Genomic DNA, 23,809 nt, shown 5'->3' with positions numbered 1-23,809 from the left:
GACCGTCAGGGCGAGCGTAGGGGCGTGGTGGTTGCGCGTGCAAGGAACTGCCCGCTCGTGCCACATGGCGAGACGGTCGTCTCGCCGCCGGGCGCGGTCAGGGCCGGCGGCGGAGGACGCCGTGCAGCACGAGACCGGCGACCAGACCCCAGAACGCCGAGCCCACGCCCGCGAGCTGGAGCCCCGACGCGGTCACGAGGAACGTCACGGCCGCGGCGACGGGCTGCTCGGCCGTGGACGCGGCGCGCAGGGCCCCGGCGAGGGTCGCGACGAGAGCGAGCCCGGCCGCGGCCTCGATGAGCCCGCCGGGTGCGGCCAGGGCGATCGCGGCGACGCCGGCGGACCCGAGACCCAGGACGACGTAGCCGGCGCCGGCCGTGACCGCGGCCCGCCAGCGCCGCCGCGGGTCCGGGCCGGCCTCGGGTCCGGCCGCGAGCGCGGCGCTGATCGCGGCGAGGTTGATCGCGTGCCCGCCGAACGGAGCGCCGACCACGGTGCCGAGGCCCGTCGTGAGCAGGACCGGGCGCAGGGGCGGCGCGTACCCGAACCCGGCGAGCACGGCGACGCCGGGGAGGTTCTGCGACGCCATCGTCACGACGAACAGGGGGATCGCGACGGAGACGACGGCCGCGGGCGTGAGGGTCGGCGTGGTCCACACGAGGCTCGGCGCCCACGACTCGGGGCCGAGCGCGCGGACGTCGTCCGAGGTGAGGGCGAGCACGGCCGCCGCGAGGAGCGCCGCCGGCGCGGCCCACCGCGGTGCGAGCCGCAGCAGCGCCGCCCACACGACGACCACGGGCGCGACGAGGGCGGGTGCGTCGGCCAGGCCGCGCACGGGCGCGAGGCACAGGTCGAGCAGCACGCCCGCGAGCATCGCCGAGGCGAGCGGGGCGGGGATCCGGCGCACGAGGTCCGCCAGCGGCGTCACGAGCCCGACGGCCGCGAGCAGCACCCCGCACAGCGCGAACGCGCCGACGGCCGCGGGCCAGCCGCCGTCGACCGTGCCGGTGGTCGCCAGCAGCGCGGCGCCCGGCGTCGACCACGCGACCGTGATCGGCAGCCGGGTGCGCCACGCGAGGAGCACCGTCGCGAGCCCCATGAGCACGGTGACCGCGAGGAGGCCCGACGACGCCTGGGCGGCGTCGGCGCCCACCGCGCGCAGCCCGGCGAGGACGACGGCGAACGCGCTCGTGAACCCCACGACCGCCGTGACGACACCGGCCGTCGTCGGCTGGTCCGCGAGCTGCCGGCCCACCCGGCCCCGCGACGGCCGGGGACCCGGCTCGGGCGCGGGTGCCCCCACTAGAGCGAGCGGACGAGGTCGACGGCCTGCTGGAGGCTCAGCATGGGCAGCTGCCGCCGGACCGCGCGGGTGGCGACGAGCTCGCCCTCGGTGTCGCGCAGGGCGCGCAGGGCGTCCTGGTCGATGCTCGCGCGGGCGGCCTCGAGCGACCCGCCGAAGGCGACCGCGAGCTGCTCGCGACGGCGACGGCGGTCCTGCGCCGAGAACGCCGCCGCGCCGACAGCTCCGAGCAGCGCGATGCCCGCGAGCGCCAGCGCGACCCACACCCCCTCCCGGACACCGGTAGCGAGGAGCACGACCGCGACGCCGACGAGGCCCAGCACGGCGACGCCGAGGACCACGGTCCACGCAAGGCGTGCCCGCCGACGCGAGGCGCCGGCGGCGGCCGGTCCTGCCGGCGCGCTCACACCGTGCCCACGGGCCAGGCGCCGCGCGGGAACGCGTCGCCCGCGCTCGCGGCGCCCTTCATCGCGACGATCTGGTTGGCCTGGGCGGCGAGGAGCGCGGTGAGCGAGCCGATCGCGGCCCAGATCATCGCGCCGCTCACCGCGGCCTCCTCGATGATGATGGCGACGCCCGCGGGCGAGAAGACGACCGAGCCGAAGGCCGCGATCGCGGCGATCGTCGCGGCGATGACCTTGACGAGGATGATGCCGAGCGCGACGTAGAACGCGAGCCCCGCGGCCGCGCAGATGCCCAGCGAGGTCGCCATGGTCGTCGAGATCGCCTGGATCTCGGCCGCCGCCGTGGGCTGCGTCGACACGGCACGGGTGTAGGCCGTCGCGGCGTCGCCGGACCAGTCGAACGTCGCGCGCAGGGCCCCCGCGCTCGTGTTGCCCGCCACCTGGGAGGCCGGGCCGCCGACGCCCGAGTGCCAGTCGTAGGCCTTCCAGAAGAACAGCACCGGCGCCGCCGCGCCCTCCAGCAGCTCGCCGATCTTCTCGACGATCCAGCGACCGGCCTCCATGAGCTTGTTCCCGCACGCGACCAGCGCGTCGGCGACCCAGTCGGGGATGTACCAGTGGTTCGTCGCGGCCTGGATCGTGGGGTTGATGCGCCCCAGGTGCCCCGACAGCTGGGCCATCCCGCTGTTGAGCTCGTCGATCACTGCCTGGTACTGGGCCTCGCTGAACATGGTCCCCCCGGGGTGGTCTGGCTGGCTGCGGTGCTGGTGGTGCGGCGACGCGGTCTGCGTCAGTACGCGTCGGCGACGTGCTGCGAGACGTCCGCGTCGCCGCGGTCGTACGCGTCCGCGTTGCGGCGGAGCGTCGAGGCGATCGCGGTCATCTGCGTGCTGCCCTCGCGGCACCGGGCCGCGACGGCGTCCACGGTGGACTCGTACTCGCCGACGATGGGGAAGAAGATGCCGGCGGTGAGGTTGGTGAGCCGGAGGCTCTCGGCGCTGCTCGCCGAGGAGGCGATGATCCCGGCCTGCTCGTCCCAGGTGGTCGCCTCCTTCCGGAGCGCCTCGGTCACGACGAAGATGTCAGACATCACGGCCTCCCTGGTCGGGCGCGCCGCCGGCCGGCAGGCGCAGGTGTGCGAGCGCCCCGGCGAGGAGCGTGTCGAGCTCGGCCGAGCGGCGCGACGTAGCCTCGGCCCGGTCGCGGAGCACCGCGCGGGCGCCGCGCAGCGCCTCGTCCAGCGCCATGGTGAGCTGCTGGCCGGTCCGGTCCGCCGCCCAGGCGGGGTCCACCTCGCACGTGGCGAGGCCGCCGGAGGCGAGTCCGACGCGCACGCGGCCGTCCGCGCCCACGCCGACGGCGAGCCCGTCGGCGTCGAGGGTCGGTGCGTCCGCGGTGCGCAGCGCACCGATCGCCCGCTCGGCAAGGTCCTCGAGGGGCGGCACGACGACGCCGTCGGGCAGCTCGGGCAGGTCGACGGCCTGCGGCCCGCCCCCGGCGGGCTCGAGGTCGGTGGGGGCGACGAACGCGTCGCCGAGCGCGCGCACGCGGGCCTCAGCGGTGGCGGACGCAGCGGCGACGACGGCCGCCCCGAGCTCGGCCGGGTCGACCCGGGAGGACCAGTCCGCCGCGACGTCGAGGCCGACGACGTCGCCCGAGCGCCCGAGGGACGCCCGGACCGCGCCGGTCGGGTCGTCGGCCGCGGTTTGGTCGGGCAGCGCCGCCTCGGAGGCGCGCAGCGCCCCGGCGAAGCCCATGAGCTGGTGGAGGAGGACGTCCATGCCCTCCGGCGTGTTCGACACGCGGCCCCCTGTCGTCGTGGTCGAGCGGCCAGGGTAGCGGGCCGGCGATCTTGGGTCAGCCCGACGAGCCGGTCGACGCGCGACCCCGCTCGGCGAGCGTGTTGAGCAGCGCCGCACCCGTCGCGGCGTCGTCCACGGTGACGACCACGACCCGCCCGCCGCTGCGGCGCACCTGGATGGCCGGGCCGCCGCGGAGCACGACGCCCGTGCGACCGTCGAGCCCGATGCGCAGCCCCCAGCCGCCGAACTCGCGCATCGGGTCGACGTCGACCACCTCGGCGCCCTCGACCTCGGCCAACGGGACGTGCACGCGCGGCCGGCGGAGCAGCGAGCGCGCCGTGAGGCCGCGCGCGTCCACGGTGACCGTCCAGCGCAGGGTCGCGGCCATCACCGCGACGAGGATCACCCCGAGCACGACGCCGAAGAGCCACAGTCCCGACGCGAGCGAGACGACGGTCGCGAGCAGCGCCGCGCCGACGACCCCGACGACCACGCCCCGCTGCCCGACCTCGCCGACCCACACCGCGTGCTCCGACGCGCCGAGGTCGAGCCGCAGGGCGCCCGGCGGTGGCGTCGCGCTCGCGGCGATGGCCTCGTCACCCGGGACGGCCCAGGCCACCGCGATGGCCGCGAGGCAGGCGACGACGAGCGCGACGCCGAGGCCGCCCGCGGCGTCCGGCGCGGCCGACGGGTCCGTGAGGCCGCGCTGCGGCGCGAGCGTCGAGAGCAGGACGGCCTGGAGGAAGACGGCGAACCACACGGCCATGCCGCACGTGAAGCGCCGGCTCATCGAGGCCCGTCCGGCGAGCGTGCCGACGAGGGCCATGAAGGCGCAGAAGGCGAGCGTGAGGCCCCCGAGGCCGAGCAGCAGCGTGGAGAGGGTGCTGTACCCGTCGACACCCCCACCCCGGCCCCAGTGTGATGCGACCCGGTCCGGCAGCTCGTCGCGCCAGGACAGTGCGAGAGCCGACCCGGCGAGAGTCACCAGGGCCGGGACGACGACCGTCCAGAGGATCGTGGCGCCCCGGTGCGGGACGGGCGGGGCGGACGTCGTCGTGCGCGCGGTCATCGGAGCGCCTCCTTGAGCAGGGCGGTCGTGGTCTCGGGGGAGACGCCGAGGCGGCGGGCCGTCGCGACGACCTCGGCGATCGCGGCGTGCAGCGGCGCGTAGTCGGTCGCGGGCCCGGCGGCGACGACGGCGCCCCGGCCGCGCCGCAGGTCGATGAGGCCCTCGTCGCGCAGGTCCTGGTAGGCGCGCAGCACCGTGTGGATGTTGACGTCGAGCGACGCGGCGAGGTCCCGCGCGCTCGGCAGCCGCTCGCCGGGCCGCAGACCGCCCGCGGCGACCGCGGAGCGCACCTGGCCCGCGAGCTGCGCGAAGAGCGGCTCGGGTGCCGAGGGGTCGATCCGGAAGAGCATGGCGTCAGCATACTTGTTAGATGACAACTAGAACAACGGGAGCACGGCGGTGCGTGGCGAGCCCCGGTCCGCGAGGCGGACCGGGGCTCGGGACTGCCTGCCGGGCGGGCCCGGTCAGATGTAGATCGCGGGGTCCTCGACGAGGTCCGCCGCGGGCGAGGGGAGCGGCCGCGTGCGGACCACCGCGGGCACCCCGACCGCGGTCGCGCCGGCCGGGACGTCCTTGACGACGACGGCGTTCGCGCCGATCTGCGCGCCGTCGCCCACCCACACCGGCCCGAGCACCTTCGCACCCGCGCCCACGACGACGTCGTCCCCGAGCGTGGGGTGGCGCTTGCCGCGCCGCATGGCCTTGCCGCCGAGGGTCGCGCCGTGGAAGAGGACGACGTCGTCCCCGACGACGGCGGTCTCGCCGATGACGATGCCCATGCCGTGGTCGATGAACAGCCGCCGTCCGAGCTGCGCGCCCGGATGGATCTCGATGCCCGTCGCCGCGCGCACCGCCTGCGAGAGCAGGCGCGCCGCGAGGCGCAGGCCGGGCTCGCGCCACATGCGGTGGGCCACCCGGTACGCCCACACGGCGTGGACGCCCGGGTAGCCGAGGGCGACCTCGACGAGGCTGCGCGCGGCGGGGTCACGCCGCCGGGCGGCGTGCAGGTCCTCGCGCAGGACCCCGAGGAAGCGCCATAGATGCTCCACGTCAGTCCATCAGGTCCGAGTAGAGGATCGAGGACAGGTAGCGCTCACCGAACGACGGCACGATGACGACGATCAGCTTGCCCGCGTTCTCCGGGCGCTTGGCGACCTCGACGGCGGCGTGGATCGATGCGCCGGACGAGATGCCGACGAGCAGGCCCTCCTGCTTCGCCGTCTCGCGCGCCACGCGCACGGCCGTCTCGGCGTCGACGTCGATGACCTCGTCGTAGACCGACGTGTCGAGGATCTCGGGCACGAAGTTCGCGCCGATGCCCTGGATCTTGTGGGGACCGGGCTGGCCCCCGTTGAGGATGGGCGACTCGGCCGGCTCGACGGCGATGATCTGGATCCCCGGCTTGCGCTCCTTGAGCACCTGCCCGACGCCGGTGATGGTGCCGCCCGTGCCGATGCCCGCGACGACGATGTCGACCGCGCCGTCCGTGTCGGCCCAGATCTCCTCGGCCGTCGTCGCGCGGTGGATCGCGGGGTTGGCCTCGTTGGCGAACTGCCGCGCCAGGACGGCGCCGGGGCGCTCGGCCGCGATCTGCTCGGCGCGCGCGACGGCGCCCTTCATGCCCTCCGAACCCGGGGTGAGCACGAGCTCGGCGCCGAACGCGCGCAGCAGCGCGCGGCGCTCCTTGGACATGGTCTCGGGCATCGTCAGGACGACGTCGTACCCGCGCGCCGCGCCGACCATGGCGAGCGCGATGCCCGTGTTGCCGCTGGTGGCCTCGACGACGGTGCCGCCGGGGGGCAGCTCGCCGGACTTCTCGGCCGCGTCGATGATCGCGACGCCGATGCGGTCCTTGACCGAGCTGGCCGGGTTGTAGAACTCGAGCTTCGCGGCGACCGTCGCGCCGGCGCCCTCGGTCACGCGGTTGAGGCGGACCAGCGGGGTGTTGCCGATGAGCGTCGTGACGTCGTCGTGGATGCGTGCCATGGGGGTCCTCGTCTCTGGGGTGATGATCGTCTCTGCTGACCTCCGGAACGGCGCGCGGGGCGGGCGCATTCCGTCGTGCCGGGGCCGGTGCCGGTCTCGGCCGGGGCGGGGCGAGCGCAGGTCGGGACCGTCAGGGGCGCACGAGCGTGAAGCGTGCGCGCGGGAGGGCCGGCCGGCGCTCTAGCGACAGGACGTGCGACAGCACCGCCGGCGAGGGGCGGCGGACGGGCCGAGGCAGTCGGCGCGGGCGGCCCGCGCCGGGCGCGGACGCACCGGGCGGTGCGCGCGCGCACGTCCGAGGACGTCGGTCGCTCCGCACGCTCGCTGCACGAGCCGAGACGCTAGCGCCTGGCTCGCCGGGGCAGCAATCGGCCGACGGGTGGGCCGGGGGTCGGGCGCGCTAGCCTGCGTGCGCCGTCGCCGGTCGACCGTCGCGGTGCGCACGACCGTCGTGAGGAGGAGCGCATGAGGCGGACGCTGCCCGCGCTCGTCCCGCGCGCGCTGCGGGCGACGGTGCTCGACCTCGTGCGCACGCCGTGGGGCCGGGCGGTCGTCGTGACGCTCGCGGTCCTCGTCGCCGCCACCACGACGCTCGGCCTCGCCGGCGGGCTCCGCGCCGTCCAGGTGGCCGAGAGACGCGTCGTGGCCGGGGAGACCGCTGACGTCGGCCCGGTGCGGGTCACGGTCCTCGACCACGTCGTGACCGACGAGATCCTCGGCAGCGCTCTCGCCGAGGAGGGCGCGGGTGCCTGGCTCGGCGTGCGGGTCGAGGTGGCGGCGGCGGAGATGCGGACGGTGCGCTCCCTGCCCGACCTCGTCGAGCCGCCCGACGGCGTCCTCCTCGACCTCAGCGAGGAGGACGCGTACGCGTACCCCCGCGAGGTCCTCGTGAGCGACGGCTCGGAGTTCCCGACCCTGCAGCCGGGCCTGCCCGAGCAGGTGCTCCTGCTGTGGCCGGTCGAGGAGGCGTCCGACGTGCCCGAGGACCTCGAGGTCACGCTGCTCGCCTCCGAGCGGTACTACAGCCGCAACGCACGGGCGATGGCGTGGGCGACCGAGGAGCCCTGGGCCCTGGTCTCCGTCCCGCGCACCACCCGGCTGCCGGCGGCGGTGCTCGAGCGCCTCCAGGAGGACGGCCTGTGAGCACGACGTGGCGCGACCGGCTCGTGCACCTCGGGCTCGCGGTCGCGGTGCTCGCCGGCGGGCTCGTGGTCAACCACGTCGACCGCAACGGCGGATCGACGCGGTCCTTCGTGAGCACCGGCTCCGTCGGGGAGCGGCTCCCCCTCTGGCCGGGCAGCGTGGTCGTGCACGGCGCCCGTGCGGCCTCGGAGCTCGAGACGGACTACCAGGGGCGCCCTCCGACCCACGGCGTGTGGGTGGCGGTCGACCTCTCCGTCGCGGGCGGCGACCAGCCGGGCCCCTACGCCGACGTGCGGCTCGTCGACGCGCAGGGCCGGACGTTCGACGCGACCGACCGGGTGGGTCTGCAGTCCCTCGGCCCGCCTCAGCCGGCGTCGCCGATCCGGGGCGAGGTGGCCTTCGAGGTGCCCGAGGACGCGCTCGGCGACCTCGTCGTGGTCGTCGCCGCGCGTGCCGAGGACTCCCTGGGCGCCGAGGCACGCGTCCCGGTGACCGTCGAGGACGTCGAGCGTGAGCCGCTCGTGATCGCCGAGCCCGAGCTCCTGGGGCCGCTCCCGTGACCGGGACGCAGCGCGTGCGCGCGTGGGTTGGGCGGCACCGGCTCTCGCTCGCCGTGCTCGTCCCGGTGGTCCTCGCGTTCCTGTGGGTCGCCTCGGACGAGGCGCGCGCCGGGTGGTGGCGCGTCGAGAACCACCTGCCGGTGCACCCCGGACCGCTGGGCTGGGCCGTCGTCGAGGACACGGGGCTGAGCCTCGAGTCGTTCGAGCGGCTGCGGGTGCTCCAGGAGGACGACGAGTCGTCCCACCCGCCCGCGGGCTACGCGGTGTGGCGTGCCGTGGTCGCGTCGCGCAGCGACCACCCGGACACCCGCTACTGCGACGTCGGCGTGGTCGACGACCGCGGCCGCACGTTCACCGCGCCCCTCATCGGCGTGCCGGGCTACTCGGACTCGACCGTCGGCTGCGGCACGCGACCGGACCCCGAGGACCTCGGCGAGGAGCCTCCCGCCGAGGGCGAGCCGGTGCCGCGTCCCGACAGCATCGTGACCGAGGTGCTCTTCCTCCTGCCGGACGACGCCGAGCCCGTCGAGGTGCGCGTCTGGACGGAGTCCAGGGACGACGCCGGCTTCGGCGCGCGCTACGCGGCGCTGCCCGTGCCCTGAGGAGCGGGGTCGGCAGCCGCACCCATGGCCGGGGCGGTGGAGCCCGTGCGGTGGAGCCGGAGGGCGTCGGGCAGGCCGAGCCGGACGAGGATGGCGTTCGCGGCCGCGGCCACGAGGGTGAGCGTCAGCACCTGCGCGAGCACCGCGCCGATGCCGTTGAGGAGGGGCTCGAGGGCGAACCACGCGAGGATCGTCTGCGGACCGACGAGGACGCGGGCGAGCTCCCAGACCGCGAGGTCGACGTTGTCCGCGACGAGGAACGCGAGGCACACCACGAGGACGGGCCGCCACCCCGCACGGGCGATGAGCGCGGCGGCACCGATGACGGCGCCGAACCGGCGCTCGGGGTCGGTGAGGAGCGTCAGGGCCCGGTCGGTGCGCGCGTCGCCGACCCGCGTCACGACCGCGCCGAGCCCGCGGCCCGCGGCGAGGTCCCGCGCGCGGAGCACCTTGGTCGCCTCGACCCCGTAGACGACGGCTGCGAGGTTGAGCCAGGCGAGGGGGACCAGCACGGCCGTCACCGCGGCGCCCACGAGCAGCCCGGCCCCACCGAGCACCGTCTCGACCCACGCCGCGACGTGCGGCACCGACACCGTGACCGACTGCCACCAGGTGGTGAGGGCGAGGCCGGCGGTGCGCGTCGACCACCACGTCGCGGCAGCCCCGAGGGACTGGCTCACGACCTGGGCGCCGAGCACGATCCACACGGCCTCGCAGTAGCCCGCGGCGAGCCGCAGGAGGGAGCGCGCCCCCTCCCGCTGCGGCGGCGTGCGGCGGACGAGGACCGTCAGGACACGGCGGGCGACGAGAGCGGCGGCGACCGTCACGACCACCACAACCGACGCACCGAGCTCGAGGCGCGTCTCGAGGTCGGCCCCGAACGCGAGGTCGTCGACGACGGCGTAGCCGAAGGCGATGGCGTCCTGGGCGAGGGAGCCGTTGTGCTCGTAGACGACCAGGAAGGGGACGAGCACGGCGGCCGACGCGACGACCACGGCCGAGGCGGCGCGCGCGACCCGTGTCGCCGCCCGGCGACCGCGCGCCCTGCCGACGGGTGCGACGAGCGTCTCCGCGGGGGTCGCAGCCGTCGGCGCGTGGCGCCCGCGCAGGAGCAGGAGCATCGCGACGACCGCCAGCACCTGGACGAAGGGCACGAGCGCCTGCACCAGGTCCGTGAGGACCGGCATGAGGCGGGACGCGACGACGGCCAGCTCGAGCACGAGCGACCGCGCGACGACGGCGGCGCACGCGAGCGCGAGCAGCGCGGGCCAGTGCTCGACGAGCAGGCGGCCGGAGTCCCGGAGCACGACCGCGCCCTCACGCAGGACGGGCCGCGGGGGCAGGCTCCGAGAGGCCTCGCGCTCCGTGGTCGCCGCGTCGTCGACGGGGGGTGCGGGCGCGGACATGCCCGGAAGGCTAGCGGCGACGGCGCGTGGTGGGGCGGACGACGGCGCGTGGTGGAGCGGGCGACGGGAATCGAACCCGCGTAGCCAGTTTGGAAGACTGGGGCTCTACCATTGAGCTACGCCCGCACGCGTCCCCGAGGGGAGCGCGACCCAGGGTAACGGCTCGGCGCGGCAGTACTGTTCAGCCTGCCGGGCGGCCCCACGCGGTGCCGGCCGACGGGATGTGGCGCAGGTTGGTAGCGCGTCCGCTTTGGGAGCGGAAGGTCGTGGGTTCGAATCCCGCCATCCCGACACCGTAGGATCGTCGGGCCGAGCGAGGCTCACGCCTGCCCGCGTGCCCTCACGAGCCGCCGTCCGGGCGGCCCTGCCTGCTTCGCCCACGCACCTGCACCACCCGAGCGCCCGGGGCCCCCCGGCCGCCGTCCGAGCCGTTGGAGACCACTGCTGTGAAGAGCGCCGTCGAGACCATCGATGCCACCACGGTCAAGCTGACCGTCGAGGTGTCCCACGACGAGCTGAAGCCGAGCATCGACCACGCGTACGAGCACATCGGCTCGCAGGTCCAGATCCCCGGCTTCCGCAAGGGCAAGGTGCCGGCCCGCATCCTCGACCAGCGCGTCGGCCGGGCCGCGGTCATCGAGCACGCCGTCAACGACGGCATGGCCGGCTTCTACCGCCAGGCCGTGACCGAGGCGGACCTGCGCCCCCTCGGCCAGCCCGACATCGAGGTCACCGCGATCCCGGCGCTCACCGAGCCCGAGGGCGGCCTGAGCTTCACGGCCCAGGTCGAGGTCCGGCCGGTCATCGAGCTCCCCGAGCTCGCCGACCTCACGGTCACGGTCGACGACGTCGAGGTATCGGATGAGGACGTCGACGCGCGCCTCGACGCGCTGCGCGAGCGCTTCGGCACCCTCGTCGGCATCGACCGTCCGGCGGCCGAGGGCGACTACGTCGTGCTCGACCTCGTCGCGACGATCGAGGACGAGGAGGTCGACACGGTCTCCGGCGTCTCCTACCAGATCGGCTCGGGCAACATGCTCGAGGGCCTCGACGAGGCGCTCACGGGCCTGTCGGCCGGCGAGACCACGACGTTCGAGACGGCGCTCGCGGGCGGCGACCGCGCGGGCGAGACCGCTCAGGTCACCGTGACGGCGACGTCGGTGAAGACGCGCGAGCTGCCCGCGGCCGACGACGAGTTCGCCCAGCTCGCGAGCGAGTTCGACACGCTCGAGGAGCTGCGCGCCGACCTGCGCGAGCAGGCGGCGCGCATCAAGGCGTCCAACCAGGCGGTCCAGGCGCGCGACCTGCTGCTCGAGCAGCTGCGGTCCGGCCTCGAGATCCCCGTCCCGTCGGGCGTCGTCGAGGCCGAGGTGCACCGTCACCTCGAGTCCGAGGGCCGGCTCGAGGACGACGAGCACCGCGCCGAGGTCGGCGACCAGGCCCGCGAGGCTCTGGCGAACCAGATCCTGCTCGACACGCTCGCCGAGAAGCTCGCGGTCAAGGTGTCGCAGAACGAGCTCGTCGAGTACCTGGTGAGCGCGTCGCGCCAGTACGGCATGGACCCGAACACCTTCATCAAGACGGTTGACGAGCAGGGCCAGATCCCCGCGATGGTCGCCGAGGTCGGCCGCTCCAAGGCTGTCGCCGTCGCGCTGCGCCAGGTGAAGGTCGTCGACGGCTCCGGCGCGACCGTCGACCTGTCGACCTTCATCGGCACCGACGAGGAGGACGCGGACGACGTCGACGTCGCGGACGCCGTCGCCGCCGACTCCGAGGTCGCCGAGGACGCGTCGGCCGAGGCGGACGAGGCCGAGGCCGCCAAGGCCTGAGCACGGACGCAGGGCCCCGCACCGACCGGTGCGGGGCCCTTGCCGTGCCACCCTGCGTGCCACCCTCTGCCGACAGCGAAACGGGGCCGCGCCGGGACGTGGGGGGTCGGCGCTGCGCGTTAGGGTCACTGCACACCACCGAGGGACAGCGGTCGGACCGCGGGCAGGTACCGCGGGGACCGACCGGACCGGCACCAGCCGGCAGCGGCCCGACGAGGTGACGACGACGGACGGACGAGGAGAGTCGTGAACGAGACGAGCCACGCAGCACCGCGCGCCGCGCGGGGCGACGGCCCGAACCTGGGCCTCAACGACCACATCTACAACCGGCTGCTGCGCGAGCGGATCATCTGGCTCGGCTCCGAGGTGCGGGACGACAACGCCAACGCGATCTGCGGCCAGATGATGCTCCTCGCGGCGGAGGACCCCGACAAGGACATCTACCTCTACATCAACTCGCCCGGCGGCTCGATCACGGCCGGCATGGCGATCTACGACACCATGCAGTACATCCAGCCGGACGTGGCCACGGTCGCGATGGGCATGGCGGCGTCGATGGGGCAGTTCCTGCTCTCCTCGGGCGCCAAGGGCAAGCGCTACGCGACGCCCCACGCCCGCGTGATGATGCACCAGCCCTCGGGCGGCATCGGCGGCACGGCGACGGACGTGCGGATCAACGCCGAGCTCATCCTCCACATGAAGAAGGTGCTCGCCGAGCTCATCGCCGAGCAGACCGGCAAGAGCGTCGAGCAGATCAACACCGACTCGGACCGCGACCGCTGGTTCACGGCCCAGGAGGCCCTGGAGTACGGCTTCATCGACCACGTCGTGACCCACTCCGGGTCGGTCAGCGGCGGCGGCGGCACGGGCGCCTGAGCGCCCGCCCCGTCAGCGCCCCACTTCATCGAGGAGCACCAGGAGCACCGTGAGCACCGAGCACCAGTTCATCTCCCGCGCGAGCGGCCTCGCCGGCATGCACGGCGGCAGCGCCCTGCCGTACGGCGCGCCGACGTCGCGCTACGTCCTGCCCCAGTTCGAGGAGCGGACGGCCTACGGCTTCAAGCGCCAGGACCCGTACACCAAGCTCTTCGAGGACCGCATCATCTTCCTCGGCGTGCAGGTCGACGACGCCTCGGCGGACGACATCATGGCCCAGCTCCTGGTCCTCGAGAGCCAGGACCCGGACCGCGACATCATCCTGTACATCAACTCGCCCGGCGGCTCCTTCACGGCCATGACGGCGATCTACGACACGATGCAGTACATCAAGCCGCAGATCCAGACCGTCTGCCTCGGCCAGGCGGCGTCGGCGGCGGCCGTGCTGCTCGCGGCCGGCACGCCGGGCAAGCGCCTCGCGCTGCCGAACGCGCGCGTGCTCATCCACCAGCCGGCGATGGAGGGTGGCGGCTACGCGCAGGCGTCCGACATCGAGATCCACGCCAACGAGCTCATCCGCATGCGCGAGTGGCTCGAGGAGACGATCGCGCGCCACACCGGGCGCGACGTCGAGCAGGTCCGCAAGGACATCGAGCGGGACAAGATCCTCTCGGCCGAGCAGGCGCTCGAGTACGGCCTGGTCGACCAGGTGCTGCAGAGCCGCAAGGCGGCCGTGGTCCCGTCCTGATCGTCGGTCACCCGCCCGGGGCGCACGTCCCGGGCGGGTGAAGGACACGCCGCCGGGCCCGCGCGGGCTGACAGCGGCGTCGGCGTGGTGTGCAATGGTTCGTGAACGTCCCGGAACCGGGGCGTCAGGGAGGGGAACGCAGTGGCTCGCATCGGGGACGGCGCCGACCTGCTGAAGTGCTCCTTCTGCGGGAAGAGCCAGAAGCAGGTCAAGAAGCTCATCGCCGGTCCTGGCGTCTACATCTGCGACGAGTGCATCGACCTCTGCAACGAGATCATCGAGGAGGAGCTCGCCGAGGCCACCGAGGTCGGCATGGTCGAGCTCCCCAAGCCCCGCGAGATCTTCGACTTCCTCGAGCAGTACATCGTCGGCCAGGAGCCCGCCAAGCGGTCGCTCGCCGTCGCGGTCTACAACCACTACAAGCGCATCCAGGCCGGCGAGCTGAGCCGCGTCGGGAACGACGCGGACGCCGTCGAGCTCGCGAAGTCCAACATCCTGCTCATCGGCCCCACGGGCTGCGGCAAGACGTACCTCGCGCAGACGCTCGCCAAGATGCTCAACGTCCCCTTCGCGATCGCGGACGCCACCGCGCTCACCGAGGCCGGCTACGTGGGCGAGGACGTCGAGAACATCCTCCTCAAGCTCATCCAGGCCGCGGACTACGACGTCAAGAAGGCCGAGACGGGCATCATCTACATCGACGAGGTCGACAAGATCGCCCGCAAGAGCGAGAACCCGTCGATCACGCGCGACGTCTCGGGCGAGGGCGTCCAGCAGGCGCTCCTCAAGATCCTCGAGGGCACGACGGCGTCCGTGCCGCCGCAGGGCGGTCGCAAGCACCCGCACCAGGAGTTCATCCAGATCGACACGACGAACGTGCTGTTCATCGTCGCGGGCGCGTTCGCGGGCCTCGACGAGATCATCACGTCGCGCGCCGGCCGGCGCGGGATCGGCTTCGGCGCCCCGCTGCACTCGGCCGACGACACGGACGTGTTCGGCGACGTCATGCCCGAGGACCTGCTGAAGTTCGGGCTCATCCCCGAGTTCATCGGCCGCGTCCCGGTCATCACGACGGTCTCGCCGCTCGACCAGGAGGCCCTGGTCCGCATCCTCACCGAGCCGCGCAACGCGCTCGTCAAGCAGTACCAGCGCATGTTCGAGATCGACGGCGTGGAGCTCGAGTTCACGCCCGACGCCGTCGAGGCCGTCGCCGACCAGGCGCTCCTGCGCGGCACGGGTGCTCGCGGCCTCCGGGCGATCCTCGAGGAGGTGCTGCAGCAGGTGATGTTCGACGTCCCCAGCCGTGACGACATCGCGCGTGTCGTCGTGACCCGCGAGACGGTGCTCGAGAACGTCAACCCGACGATCGTGCCGCGCGAGCCGGCACCCAAGCGGACGCCGCGCGAGAAGTCCGCCTGACCGACCCGCGCGACGACGCCCCGCCACCGCCCGGTGCGCGGGGCGTCGTCGTGCCGGGGACCGGGTGCACCGCGGTGCACGTCACGAGGTCGGGGCGAGGTCGCGTGAAGAGGTGGCGCGCGCGGCCCGTTTGGCAGAGGGTGGGGAGAACCGAGCCGGCGCCGTCCCGGGCCGGCGTCAGCGACCAGATCGCGAGGACCTGATGAAGCTCGACTCCCTCAAGCCCCTCATCCACCACGACGGCCCGCTCACGTCGGTGTGCCTCGACACGACGCGAGGTGACGAGTCCGGCGGCGACCGCGAGGTCCGGAACCGGTGGAACGGGATGCGACGGGCGCTCGAGCATGCCGGTGCGCCGGCAGAGACGATCCAGGTCGTCGAGGAGGCCGTGCTCCGCCCGACGCACGTGCCGGGTCCCCACGGGCGCTACGTGGTGGCCGTGGGCCGCCGGGTCCTCATGGACCGGGTGCTCGCCGCCCCGCCCGTGCGCGACGAGGCCTTCCACGACGGCGCGCCGTCGCTCGCGCCCGCCGTCACGGCGACCGACGAGGGGGTGCGGTACCTGCTGGTCGAGATCGACCGGCTCGGCGCGGACCTCATCTGGTCCGACCCGGACGGCGGCGGCGAGCGGGACCACGTCGAGGGCGGGCACGACGAGCTGCACAAGTACGGCGGGGGCGGCTGGTCGCAGCGACGCTTCGAGATGCGCGTGCAGGACTCCTGGGAGCGCAACGCCGAGGCCGTCGCGGGCGAGGTGGACCGCGTCGTCGCGGAGAAGCGACCCGAGCTCGTCCTCGTCACGGGGGACGTCCGCGCGGTGGCGCTCCTGCGCGACGTCGTGGGCCGGGCGACGCGCGACCTCCTCACCGAGGTCCCGGGCGGGTCGCGCGCCGACGGCGTCAAGGAGGACGTGTTCGCGCAGAACGTCCACGAGGTCCTCGAGGCCTACCGCGCCCGCCGGCGTGAGGTGGTGGCCGACCGTGTGCGCGAGGCCCTCGGTCGCGGGGACGGCGCGGTGACGTCGCTCGACGACGTCGTGGACGTGCTGCGCAAGGGGCAGGTGGCCGAGCTCGTCGTCCTGCGGTCGGCCGCCGGGGCGTCGGTCGCACGGCTCGGCGAGCGGACGCTGTGGTGCGGCCCCGACCCGCTCCACCTGGGTGTGCGCAGGCAGGACGTCACCGCTCTGGGCGTCCCGGACGCCGACGTGCGTGAGCACCGGGCCGACATCGTCGTGCTGCGCGCCGCGGTCGCCCAGGACGCCGGCTTCACGTACGCGCCCGAGGGGAGCCTCGAGCTCGTCGACGGCGTCGGTGCCCTGCTGCGCTGGTCCGACGCCGCGACGCCGCACGAGACCGCGCCGGCCTACACCGCCGACACCCACCACCGCCGCCGCTGACCGCGGCCACCCCACCCCGCCGAGGTCGACACCCGTGGGCCGAGGTCGACACGTCCCGGAGCGTCGGCCTCGGCGGGGGGTGTCGGCCTCGGCGTCAGCGGGTGTAGAGCTGCTCGACCTGCTCGGCGAAGTCGCGCAGCACGAGCGAGCGGCGCACCTTGAGCGAGGGCGTGAGGTAGCCGTTCGCCTCCGTGAAGTCGCTGGGCAGCACGTGGATCTTGCGGATGGACTCGGCCCGCGAGACCGCCTCGTTCGTGCGCTCGACGGCGCGGTCGAGCGCCGCGAGCACCGCGTGGCTGCGTGAGGCGGCTGCCGGGTCCATGGGCGGCAGCCCCTTGGCCGCGAGCCAGCCGGGCAGCATCTCCGCGTCCAGGGTCACGAGCGCGCCGATGAACGGCTTGCCGTCGCCGACGACGACGACCTGGCTGACGAGCGGGTGCGCGCGCAGGCGGTCCTCGAGGACGGCGGGCGCGACGTTCTTGCCGCCGGCCGTGACGATGATCTCCTTCTTGCGCCCCGTGATCGTGAGGAAGCCGTCCTCGTCGAGCGAGCCGAGGTCGCCCGTGCGGAACCAGCCGTCGACCAGCGCCGCCGCCGTCGCGTCCGGGTTGCCGTGGTACCCGCGGAAGACGTGCGGCCCGGAGATCTCGATCTCGCCGTCGTCGGCGATGCGCGCCGCGGTGCCGGGGAAGGGCGGCCCGACCGTGCCGATCTTCGTGCGCTCGGGCAGGTTGACCGCCGTCGGGGCCGTCGTCTCGGTGAGGCCGTAGCCCTCGAGGACGCGCAGGCCGATGCCGCGGTAGAAGTGGCCGAGGCGCTCGCCGAGCGGCGCGCCGCCCGAGACCGCGTACTCCGCGTTCCCGCCGAGTGCGGCGCGCAGCTTGTGGAGCACGAGGCGGTCGGCCAGCGCGTGCTGGGCCTTGAGCGCGGCCGAGGGCGCGCCGGTCCCGTCGAGCGCCCGCGAGTACTCGATCGACGTCCGCGCGGCCCAGCGGAAGAGCCGCAGCTTCACGCCGCCGGCGGCCTTCTGCTCGGCCGAGTTGTAGACCTTCTCGAAGACGCGGGGCACCGAGAGGATGAAGGTCGGCCGGAACGTGCGCAGGTCGGCGAGCAGGTTCTTGGTGTCCGGCGTGTGGCCCATGACGGCGCCCGACGGGATGCACATGACCTGGATGTACCGGGCGAAGACGTGCGCCAGCGGCATGAACAGCAGCGTGCGCGACGTTGGCTTCGCCACCACGTCCGCGAGGCCCGCGACGCCCTCGAGCGCGAGCGCCACGAAGTTGCCGTGGGTGAGCTCGACGCCCTTGGGGTTCCCGGTGGTGCCCGACGTGTAGATGATCGTCGCGAGGTCGGCCGTGCCCGCGACGGCGCTGCGACGCTCGACCTCCTCGTCGAGCACATGCTCGCCCTCCGCGCGCAGCGTCTCGAGCCCACCCTCGTCGATGACGAGCACGTCACCGAGCCGGGGCAGGCCGTCGCGGACGGACTCCGTCGCGGCCGCGTGCGCCGTCGTCTCGACGACCGCGAGGCGCACGTCGGCGTCTGAGAGGATCCAGCGGATCTGCTCGGCCGACGACGTCTCGTACACGGGCACGGGGACGGCGCCGGCCGCCCAGACCGCGAAGTCGAGCAGCGTCCACTCGTAGCGCGTGCGGCTCATGATCGAGACGCGGTCGCCGACCTCGACGCCGCGCGCGACCAGCCCCTTGGCCACGGCGGTGACCTGGTCGACGAAGGCGCGCGTGCTCACGGGCGTCCACGTGCCGCCCAGGCCCTGCTTGCGCTCGACGAGCGTGCCGCCGGGCGACCGCTCGAGCCGGGCCGCGAGCAGGCCGGGGATCGACATCGACGGGTCGAGGGTGACGAGGCTGGGACTGGTGAACTCGCGCAACGCGGGCCTCCCGGGTGGGTGTGCCGGCCCACGACGACCCGGCTCGGCGACGATATCGCGCGGGTCGTGGCAGGCGCGGGCGAACGGCTCGGTGTGGGTCAGGTGTGGTCCGGGCGCGACGGCTCAGGCGTCGTCGTGCCGGTGGGTGGGGTCGAGCACGCGCGCGAGGAACGCGCGCGTGCGCTCGTGCTCCGGCGCGCCGATGACGCGGTCGGGCGGTCCCTGCTCGACGACGACGCCGTCGTCCATGAAGACGACCCGGTCGGCGACCTCGCGCGCGAACGCCATCTCGTGCGTGACGACGAGCATCGTCATCCCGGCGTCGGCGAGGTCGCGCATGACGGCGAGCACGTCGCCCACCAGCTCGGGGTCGAGCGCCGACGTCGGCTCGTCGAAGAGCATGAGCGCGGGGTCCATGCTCAGCGCGCGCGCGATCGCGACCCGCTGCTGCTGGCCGCCCGACAGCTGCCCGGGCATCGACGCCGCCCGGTCGCCCAGGCCCACGGCCTCGAGGTTGCGTCGCGCGACCGCCTCGGCCTCGGCGGCCGACCGGCGCAGCACCGTCCGCTGGGCGAGCGTGCAGTTGTCGAGCACGGACCGGTGCGGGAAGAGGTTGAACTGCTGGAAGACCATCCCGACGTGCGTGCGGACCCGGTCGATGTCGACGTCCGGGTCCGTCACCTCGGTGCCGAGCACGCGGACGGTCCCCGCGGTGGGCTGCTCGAGCAGGTTGACGCAGCGCAGGAGCGTCGACTTGCCGGAGCCGGACGGGCCGATGACGCAGACGACCTCGCCCTCGTCGACCCGCAGGTCGATGCCGCGCAGCACCTCGCGCTCACCGAACGACTTGTGCAGCCCGCGGATCTCGACGACCGGCTCGGCCGGCGACGTGCCGGTGCTCATACGTGCCCCTTGTGACCGGTCGTGCGCTCGAGCCACCGGGTGAGGGAGCTGAGCGGGATGGTGATGAGCAGGTACACGAGGCCGACGACCACGATCGACGTCATGCCGCCGCTGGCCTCGCTGAGGGCGTTGCGGCCGAGCTTCGTCAGCTCGTAGTCGCTGGTCAGCAGGCCGAGCGCGAAGACCAGCGAGGTGTCCTTGGTCAGCAGGACGACCTCGTTGGTGAGCGGCGGCAGGACGATCCGGAACGCCTGCGGGATGACGATGCGGAGCGTCGTGCTGGTCGCGGACATGCCGAGCGACCGGGCCGCCTCGACCTGGCCGCGGGGGACCGCCTGGATGCCCGCGCGGAGCGTCTCGGCGATGTACGCGGCGGAGACCACGCCGAGCGCGAGCGCGATCTGGAGCACGACGGAGTCGAACCGGATCTGGAACGCGGCCGGGATCGCGTAGCCGAACGCGAAGACGACGAGCAGCGCGGGGATGCCGCGGAAGAACTCGACGTACCCGGTCGCGAGGATCCGGTAGACCCGCACGGACGACAGCTTCATCAGGGCGAGCAGGAGGCCCAGGCTGAGGCCGACGGCGAACGCCGCGACCGTGTAGACCACCGTGTTCAGGGCGGCGCGCGGCAGCGCGGGCGCGATGGCCCGGATCGCGTCGGGGTTCGCGAACGTCGTCGCCATGCGGTCCCAGTCCGTCATGACCGCGAGCGCCACGAGGACGGCGGCGATGACGACGTACTGGATCCGCCGGGACAGCTGCTGGCGACGACGCGGGCTCAGGCGTGCCCGGCCGACGACGGCCGCCCGGGCCTCGCTCGCAGCCATCAGTCCTCGATCGGCGCCGTGCCGAGGTACTGCGTGTAGATCTCGTCGTACGTGCCGTCCTCGCGGATGCGCTCGAGCGTCCCGTTGACGGCGTCGAGGAGCGCGGTGTTACCCGTGCGCACGCCGAGCCCGTACTGCTCGCCGGTCGGGAAGGTCGTGCCGATCTCGAGGTCGTCGCCGACGAACGGGCCGAGCACGGCGATGTCGTTGATCGCGGCGTCGATCTGGCCCGAGCGCAGCGCCTCGACCTGGAGGCCGAGGTCCTCGAACTGCACGGTCTCGAGGCCCTGCTCCGCGGCCCAGCTCTCGCCGGTCGTCGCGCCCTGGACGCCCACCTCGAGGCCCGCGAGGTCCTCGGCGGAGGCGAGGTCGGAGCCGGCGGGGACGAGGAGGCCCTGGTCGGCGTCGAAGTACGGGTCGGAGAAGTCCATCTTCTCCTCGCGCTCGTCGGTGATGGTGATGCCCGACGCGACGACGTCGCAGTTGCCCGCCTGGAGGTCCTCGCCCGACTGGATGCCCTCGAACGGCACCACGATCGTGGAGAGCTCGACGCCGAGGTCGGCGGCGATCTCCTGCGCGATCGCGATGTCGAGGCCCACGACCTCGCCGTCCTCCTCGTACTCGAACGGCTCGTACGGCGGGTTGGTGCAGACGGTGAGCGCGCCGTCCTCGATGAGCTGCACCTCGCCGTCGGCGGCGACGTCGTCCGGGGCCGTCGAGCTGCACGCCGTGAGCGCGAGCACGGCGAGCCCGACGACGGCGGTGGTCCGGGGGCGGGGCATGGCGGGTCCTCTCGGTGGTCGTGCGATGCGCTGGAAGTTTATTCGCTCCGCACGATAGGTATGCACCTCAAGGGCCCGGTGTGACGAACGTCCCTTCCGGCCCCTGGACCGGCCGGTCAGCGGGCCGCGGCCTCGCCGAGCGTGTGCGCGCGCACCTGCGCGACCTCGACGGCGTCGCCGACGACGGAGAGGTCGTGCGCGCGGCCCGCCGCCCGCACGTCCGCGAGCGCCTGCTCCACGAGCGCGAGCTGCGCCTCCGGCACGGCGAGCTCCGCGGTGAGGATCGGGGTGCGCATCGAGACCTTGGCCTCCGACTTGACCTTGCGCAGCGCCGCGAGCGCGCGGCCGGCGGCGTCGAGCGTGGCCGGTTCCGCGTCCCCGGCGGCCGCGCGCAGCGGTGCCGCGTCGGGCCACGGCGCGCGGTGCACCGTGCCCTCGCGCCACCACGACCAGACCTCCTCGGTCGCGAACGGCAGCACCGGGGCGAGCAGGCGCAGGAGCGTGTCGAGGGCGAGCGCGAGCGCCGCCCGCGCCGAGGCCACGGCCTCGGGCGTCACGGCCTGGCCCTCGGCCCCGGCGCCGTACGCGCGGTCCTTGACGAGCTCGAGGTAGTCGTCGCAGAACGTCCAGAAGAAGGTCTCCGTGAGCTCGAGCGCACGCGTGTGGTCGTAGGCCTCGAGCGCCTCGGTCGCCCGCTCGACGACCTCGGCCAGGCCCCCGAGCATGGCGCGGTCGAGCGGCTCGGTGACGGCGTCGGGGTCGAGCGCGGGCGCCGCGCCGTCCTCCGCCCCGAAGGAGAGCGCGAACTTGCTCGCGTTGAGCACCTTGATCGCCAGGCGGCGGCCGATCTTCATCTGGCCGACCTCGAAGGCCGCGTCGGTGCCCAGGCGGGCCGACGCGGCCCAGTACCGGACGGCGTCCGAGCCGTGCTCCTCGAGCAGCCCCATGGGCGTCACGACGTTGCCCTTGGACTTCGACATCTTCTTGCGGTCCGGGTCGAGGATCCAGCCGGAGATCGCCGCGTGCGCCCAGGGGAGCGAGCCGTGCTCGAGGTGGGAGCGCACGACCGTCGAGAACAGCCACGTGCGGATGATGTCCTGGCCCTGGGGGCGCAGGTCCATGGGGAAGACGCGCGCGAACAGGTCGTCGTCCCACTCCCAGCCGCCCGCGATCTGCGGCGTGAGCGACGACGTGGCCCACGTGTCCATGATGTCGGCGTCGCCGACGAAGCCGCCCGGCACGCCGCGCTGGTCCGCCGTGTAGCCCGGCGGCACGTCGCTGCTCGGGTCGATCGGCAGGCTCGCCTCGTCCGGGGCGATGGGGTGCTCGTGGTCGACCTCGCCGTCCGCGGTCACGGGGTACCACAGCGGGATCGCGACGCCGAAGAAGCGCTGGCGCGAGATGAGCCAGTCGCCGTTGAGGCCGCCGACCCAGTTCTCGTAGCGCACGCGCATGAAGTCGGGGTGGAACTCGAGCTCCTGGCCGCGTCCGAGCAGCTCGGTGCGCAGGTCGCGGCCGTCCCACTCACGGCCGCCGTTGCGGATGTACCACTGGCGCGAGGTGACGATCTCGAGCGGCTTGTCGCCCTTCTCGTAGAAGTTCGCCTTGCGCTGGGTCGCGACGGGCTCGCCGTCGAGGTCGCCGTGCGCGCGCAGCGCGTCGACGACGGCGGTCCGCGCCGAGAACGTCGTCTTCCCGGCGACGTCGGCCCACACCTCGCGGCCGGCGGCGTCGGTGATCCACTCGGGCGTCTCGCGCTGCAGCCGGCCGTCGCGCTGGACCACCGAGCGCGTGGGCAGCTGGAGCTCGCGCCACCACTGCACGTCGGTGAGGTCGCCGAAGGTGCAGCACATCGCGATGCCCGCGCCCTTGTCGGGCTCGGCCGCGGGGTGCGCGAGCACGGGGACCTCGACGCCGAACAGGGGCGAGCGCACCGTCGTGCCGAAGAGGTGCTGGTAGCGCTCGTCGTCCGGGTGGGCGATGAGCGCGACGACGGCGGGGATGAGCTCGGGCCGCGTGGTCTCGATGTGGACGGGCGTCCCGTCGTCGGTGCGGTGGAACGCGACGCGGTGGAAGTGCCCCGGGTAGTCGCGCGCCTCGAGCTCGGCCTGCGCGACGGCGGTCTGGAAGGTCACGTCCCACAGCCCGGGTGCCTCGGCCTGGTAGGCCTCGCCGCGCGCGAGGTTGCGCAGGAAGGCGCGCTGCGCGACGGCGCGCGAGCGCGCGTCGATGGTCTGGTAGCCGTGCGACCAGTCGACCGAGAGGCCCAGCCGGCGCCACAGGGCCTCGAACTGGCGCTCGTCCTCGACCGTGAGGCGCTCGCACAGCTCGACGAAGTTGCGGCGCGAGATCGGAACCTGGTCCGAGAGCTTCGGGCTCTTGCCCGCTGCGTCGTGGATGCCCTCGTGCGGGGGCTCGAAGCCGGCGTCGTAGGGCAGCGACGGGTCGCAGCGCACGCCGTAGTAGTTCTGCACCCGGCGTTCGGTGGGCAGGCCGTTGTCGTCCCAGCCCATGGGGTAGAAGACCTTCTTGCCGCGCATGCGCCGGAACCGCGCGACGACGTCGGTGTGGGTGTACGAGAACACGTGCCCGACGTGCAGCGAGCCCGAGACCGTGGGCGGCGGGGTGTCGATCGAGTAGACCTCGTCGCGCGTGGCCGTCCGGTCGAACGCGTACGTGCCCTGCTCGGTCCAGGCCGCGTCCCAGCGCTCCTCGAGACCGTCGAGGCTCACCTTGTCCGGTACGCGCGACGGCGCGGTGGCCGGCGTGGCGGGGGACGAGGTGGGGTAGGCGTCGCTCATGGTCGCGATTCTCCCAGAACCGGACGGGTGCCACGTGCGCCCATCGCCACCCACGC

23 protein-coding genes and 2 tRNA genes are annotated in these 23,809 nt (G+C 74.0%); 9 read left to right on the top strand and 16 right to left on the bottom strand.

Features of this window, described 5'->3' with window-relative positions:
* Positions 1–97: 97 nt before the first annotated feature.
* The 9 genes from JIG38_RS11255 to cysK all read right to left on the bottom strand — a co-directional run bounded on the left by JIG38_RS11255 (position 98) and on the right by cysK (position 6,564).
* On the bottom strand, positions 98–1,255 hold the full coding sequence (locus JIG38_RS11255) for a benzoate/H(+) symporter BenE family transporter (RefSeq protein WP_199423897.1): 1,158 nt from the start codon (positions 1,253–1,255) through the stop codon (positions 98–100).
* Between the two features lie 47 nt (positions 1,256–1,302).
* A complete protein-coding gene (locus JIG38_RS11250) occupies positions 1,303–1,644 on the bottom strand; it encodes a hypothetical protein (protein WP_199423896.1) in 342 nt (113 codons plus the stop codon).
* Between the two features lie 62 nt (positions 1,645–1,706).
* Complete coding sequence (locus JIG38_RS11245; protein WP_199423895.1) at positions 1,707–2,438, bottom strand: hypothetical protein; 732 nt, start codon at positions 2,436–2,438, stop codon at positions 1,707–1,709.
* A gap of 59 nt (positions 2,439–2,497) precedes the next feature.
* Positions 2,498–2,797 (bottom strand): type VII secretion target, encoded by a 300-nt coding sequence (locus JIG38_RS11240; RefSeq protein WP_199423894.1) that lies wholly within the window; start codon positions 2,795–2,797, stop codon positions 2,498–2,500.
* Entirely contained in the window at positions 2,790–3,509 is a 720-nt protein-coding gene (locus JIG38_RS11235; protein WP_199423893.1) for a hypothetical protein, read from the bottom strand. The genes JIG38_RS11240 and JIG38_RS11235 overlap by 8 nt, the downstream gene beginning before the upstream one ends.
* Before the next feature lie 55 nt (positions 3,510–3,564).
* A complete protein-coding gene (locus JIG38_RS11230) occupies positions 3,565–4,578 on the bottom strand; it encodes a DUF1648 domain-containing protein (protein ID WP_199423892.1) in 1,014 nt (337 codons plus the stop codon).
* A complete protein-coding gene (locus JIG38_RS11225; protein ID WP_199423891.1) occupies positions 4,575–4,928 on the bottom strand; it encodes a GntR family transcriptional regulator in 354 nt (117 codons plus the stop codon). Before JIG38_RS11225 ends, JIG38_RS11230 begins: the two co-directional genes overlap by 4 nt.
* A 114-nt stretch (positions 4,929–5,042) precedes the next feature.
* Positions 5,043–5,627 (bottom strand): serine O-acetyltransferase EpsC, encoded by a 585-nt coding sequence (gene epsC, locus JIG38_RS11220; protein WP_199423890.1) that lies wholly within the window; start codon positions 5,625–5,627, stop codon positions 5,043–5,045.
* Position 5,628: 1 nt separating this feature from the next.
* Positions 5,629–6,564, bottom strand: a complete 936-nt coding sequence (gene cysK / locus JIG38_RS11215; protein ID WP_199423889.1) for a cysteine synthase A — start codon at positions 6,562–6,564, stop codon at positions 5,629–5,631.
* Positions 6,565–7,029: 465 nt separating this feature from the next.
* On the opposite strand from cysK, the gene JIG38_RS11210 reads away from it, so the two are divergent.
* The 3 genes from JIG38_RS11210 to JIG38_RS11200 are packed head-to-tail and all read left to right on the top strand — an operon-like array spanning position 7,030 to position 8,869.
* Positions 7,030–7,707: a hypothetical protein gene (locus JIG38_RS11210; RefSeq protein WP_199423888.1), complete on the top strand. Its 678-nt coding sequence runs from the start codon at positions 7,030–7,032 to the stop codon at positions 7,705–7,707.
* Complete coding sequence (locus JIG38_RS11205; RefSeq protein WP_199423887.1) at positions 7,704–8,267, top strand: DUF4352 domain-containing protein; 564 nt, start codon at positions 7,704–7,706, stop codon at positions 8,265–8,267. Before JIG38_RS11210 ends, JIG38_RS11205 begins: the two co-directional genes overlap by 4 nt.
* Complete coding sequence (locus JIG38_RS11200) at positions 8,264–8,869, top strand: hypothetical protein (protein ID WP_199423886.1); 606 nt, start codon at positions 8,264–8,266, stop codon at positions 8,867–8,869. Before JIG38_RS11205 ends, JIG38_RS11200 begins: the two co-directional genes overlap by 4 nt.
* Here the strand turns inward: JIG38_RS11200 and JIG38_RS11195 are convergent.
* Together JIG38_RS11195 and JIG38_RS11190 are read right to left on the bottom strand one after the other, a co-directional pair.
* The gene (locus JIG38_RS11195) at positions 8,845–10,275 is read right to left on the bottom strand and encodes a hypothetical protein (protein WP_199423885.1); all 1,431 of its coding nucleotides are present in this window, start codon (positions 10,273–10,275) and stop codon (positions 8,845–8,847) included. The genes JIG38_RS11200 and JIG38_RS11195 overlap by 25 nt on opposite strands.
* A gap of 52 nt (positions 10,276–10,327) precedes the next feature.
* Positions 10,328–10,401, bottom strand: a tRNA-Gly gene (locus JIG38_RS11190).
* A gap of 91 nt (positions 10,402–10,492) precedes the next feature.
* Between JIG38_RS11190 and JIG38_RS11185 the strand changes: the two genes are divergently transcribed.
* The 6 genes from JIG38_RS11185 (at position 10,493) to JIG38_RS11160 (ending at position 16,543) form a co-directional block, all read left to right on the top strand.
* Positions 10,493–10,566, top strand: a tRNA-Pro gene (locus tag JIG38_RS11185).
* A gap of 155 nt (positions 10,567–10,721) precedes the next feature.
* Positions 10,722–12,104: a trigger factor gene (gene tig, locus JIG38_RS11180; RefSeq protein WP_199423884.1), complete on the top strand. Its 1,383-nt coding sequence runs from the start codon at positions 10,722–10,724 to the stop codon at positions 12,102–12,104.
* Positions 12,105–12,350: 246 nt separating this feature from the next.
* Positions 12,351–12,980 carry an ATP-dependent Clp protease proteolytic subunit gene (locus JIG38_RS11175; RefSeq protein ID WP_307844822.1) on the top strand — a complete coding sequence of 210 codons (630 nt, stop codon included), beginning with the start codon at positions 12,351–12,353 and terminating at the stop codon, positions 12,978–12,980.
* Between the two features lie 49 nt (positions 12,981–13,029).
* The gene (locus JIG38_RS11170) at positions 13,030–13,728 is read left to right on the top strand and encodes an ATP-dependent Clp protease proteolytic subunit (RefSeq protein WP_307844821.1); all 699 of its coding nucleotides are present in this window, start codon (positions 13,030–13,032) and stop codon (positions 13,726–13,728) included.
* 141 nt (positions 13,729–13,869) lie between these two features.
* Complete coding sequence (gene clpX / locus JIG38_RS11165; RefSeq protein ID WP_199423883.1) at positions 13,870–15,147, top strand: ATP-dependent Clp protease ATP-binding subunit ClpX; 1,278 nt, start codon at positions 13,870–13,872, stop codon at positions 15,145–15,147.
* A 202-nt stretch (positions 15,148–15,349) separates the two neighbouring features.
* Positions 15,350–16,543, top strand: coding sequence for a baeRF2 domain-containing protein (locus JIG38_RS11160; RefSeq protein WP_199423882.1), 1,194 nt, complete (start codon positions 15,350–15,352; stop codon positions 16,541–16,543).
* Positions 16,544–16,637: 94 nt separating this feature from the next.
* On the opposite strand, the gene JIG38_RS11155 is transcribed toward JIG38_RS11160, so the two are convergent.
* From JIG38_RS11155 to valS, 5 genes are all read right to left on the bottom strand, one after another.
* Positions 16,638–18,437: an AMP-dependent synthetase/ligase gene (locus JIG38_RS11155; RefSeq protein ID WP_199423881.1), complete on the bottom strand. Its 1,800-nt coding sequence runs from the start codon at positions 18,435–18,437 to the stop codon at positions 16,638–16,640.
* A gap of 123 nt (positions 18,438–18,560) precedes the next feature.
* Positions 18,561–19,340, bottom strand: a complete 780-nt coding sequence (locus JIG38_RS11150) for an amino acid ABC transporter ATP-binding protein (RefSeq protein WP_199423880.1) — start codon at positions 19,338–19,340, stop codon at positions 18,561–18,563.
* Positions 19,337–20,170, bottom strand: a complete 834-nt coding sequence (locus tag JIG38_RS11145; RefSeq protein WP_199423879.1) for an amino acid ABC transporter permease — start codon at positions 20,168–20,170, stop codon at positions 19,337–19,339. The genes JIG38_RS11150 and JIG38_RS11145 overlap by 4 nt, the downstream gene beginning before the upstream one ends.
* Positions 20,170–20,952, bottom strand: a complete 783-nt coding sequence (locus JIG38_RS11140; RefSeq protein ID WP_199423878.1) for an ABC transporter substrate-binding protein — start codon at positions 20,950–20,952, stop codon at positions 20,170–20,172. Before JIG38_RS11140 ends, JIG38_RS11145 begins: the two co-directional genes overlap by 1 nt.
* Positions 20,953–21,068: 116 nt before the next feature.
* Complete coding sequence (gene valS, locus JIG38_RS11135) at positions 21,069–23,753, bottom strand: valine--tRNA ligase (protein WP_199423877.1); 2,685 nt, start codon at positions 23,751–23,753, stop codon at positions 21,069–21,071.
* Positions 23,754–23,809 lie beyond the last annotated feature (56 nt).

Origin of the sequence: Actinotalea solisilvae, from assembly GCF_016464425.1 — a bacterium.
GTDB classification, from domain to species: Bacteria; Actinomycetota; Actinomycetes; order Actinomycetales; family Cellulomonadaceae; genus Actinotalea; species Actinotalea solisilvae.
This window is presented reverse-complemented; position numbering and strand designations above follow the sequence as displayed.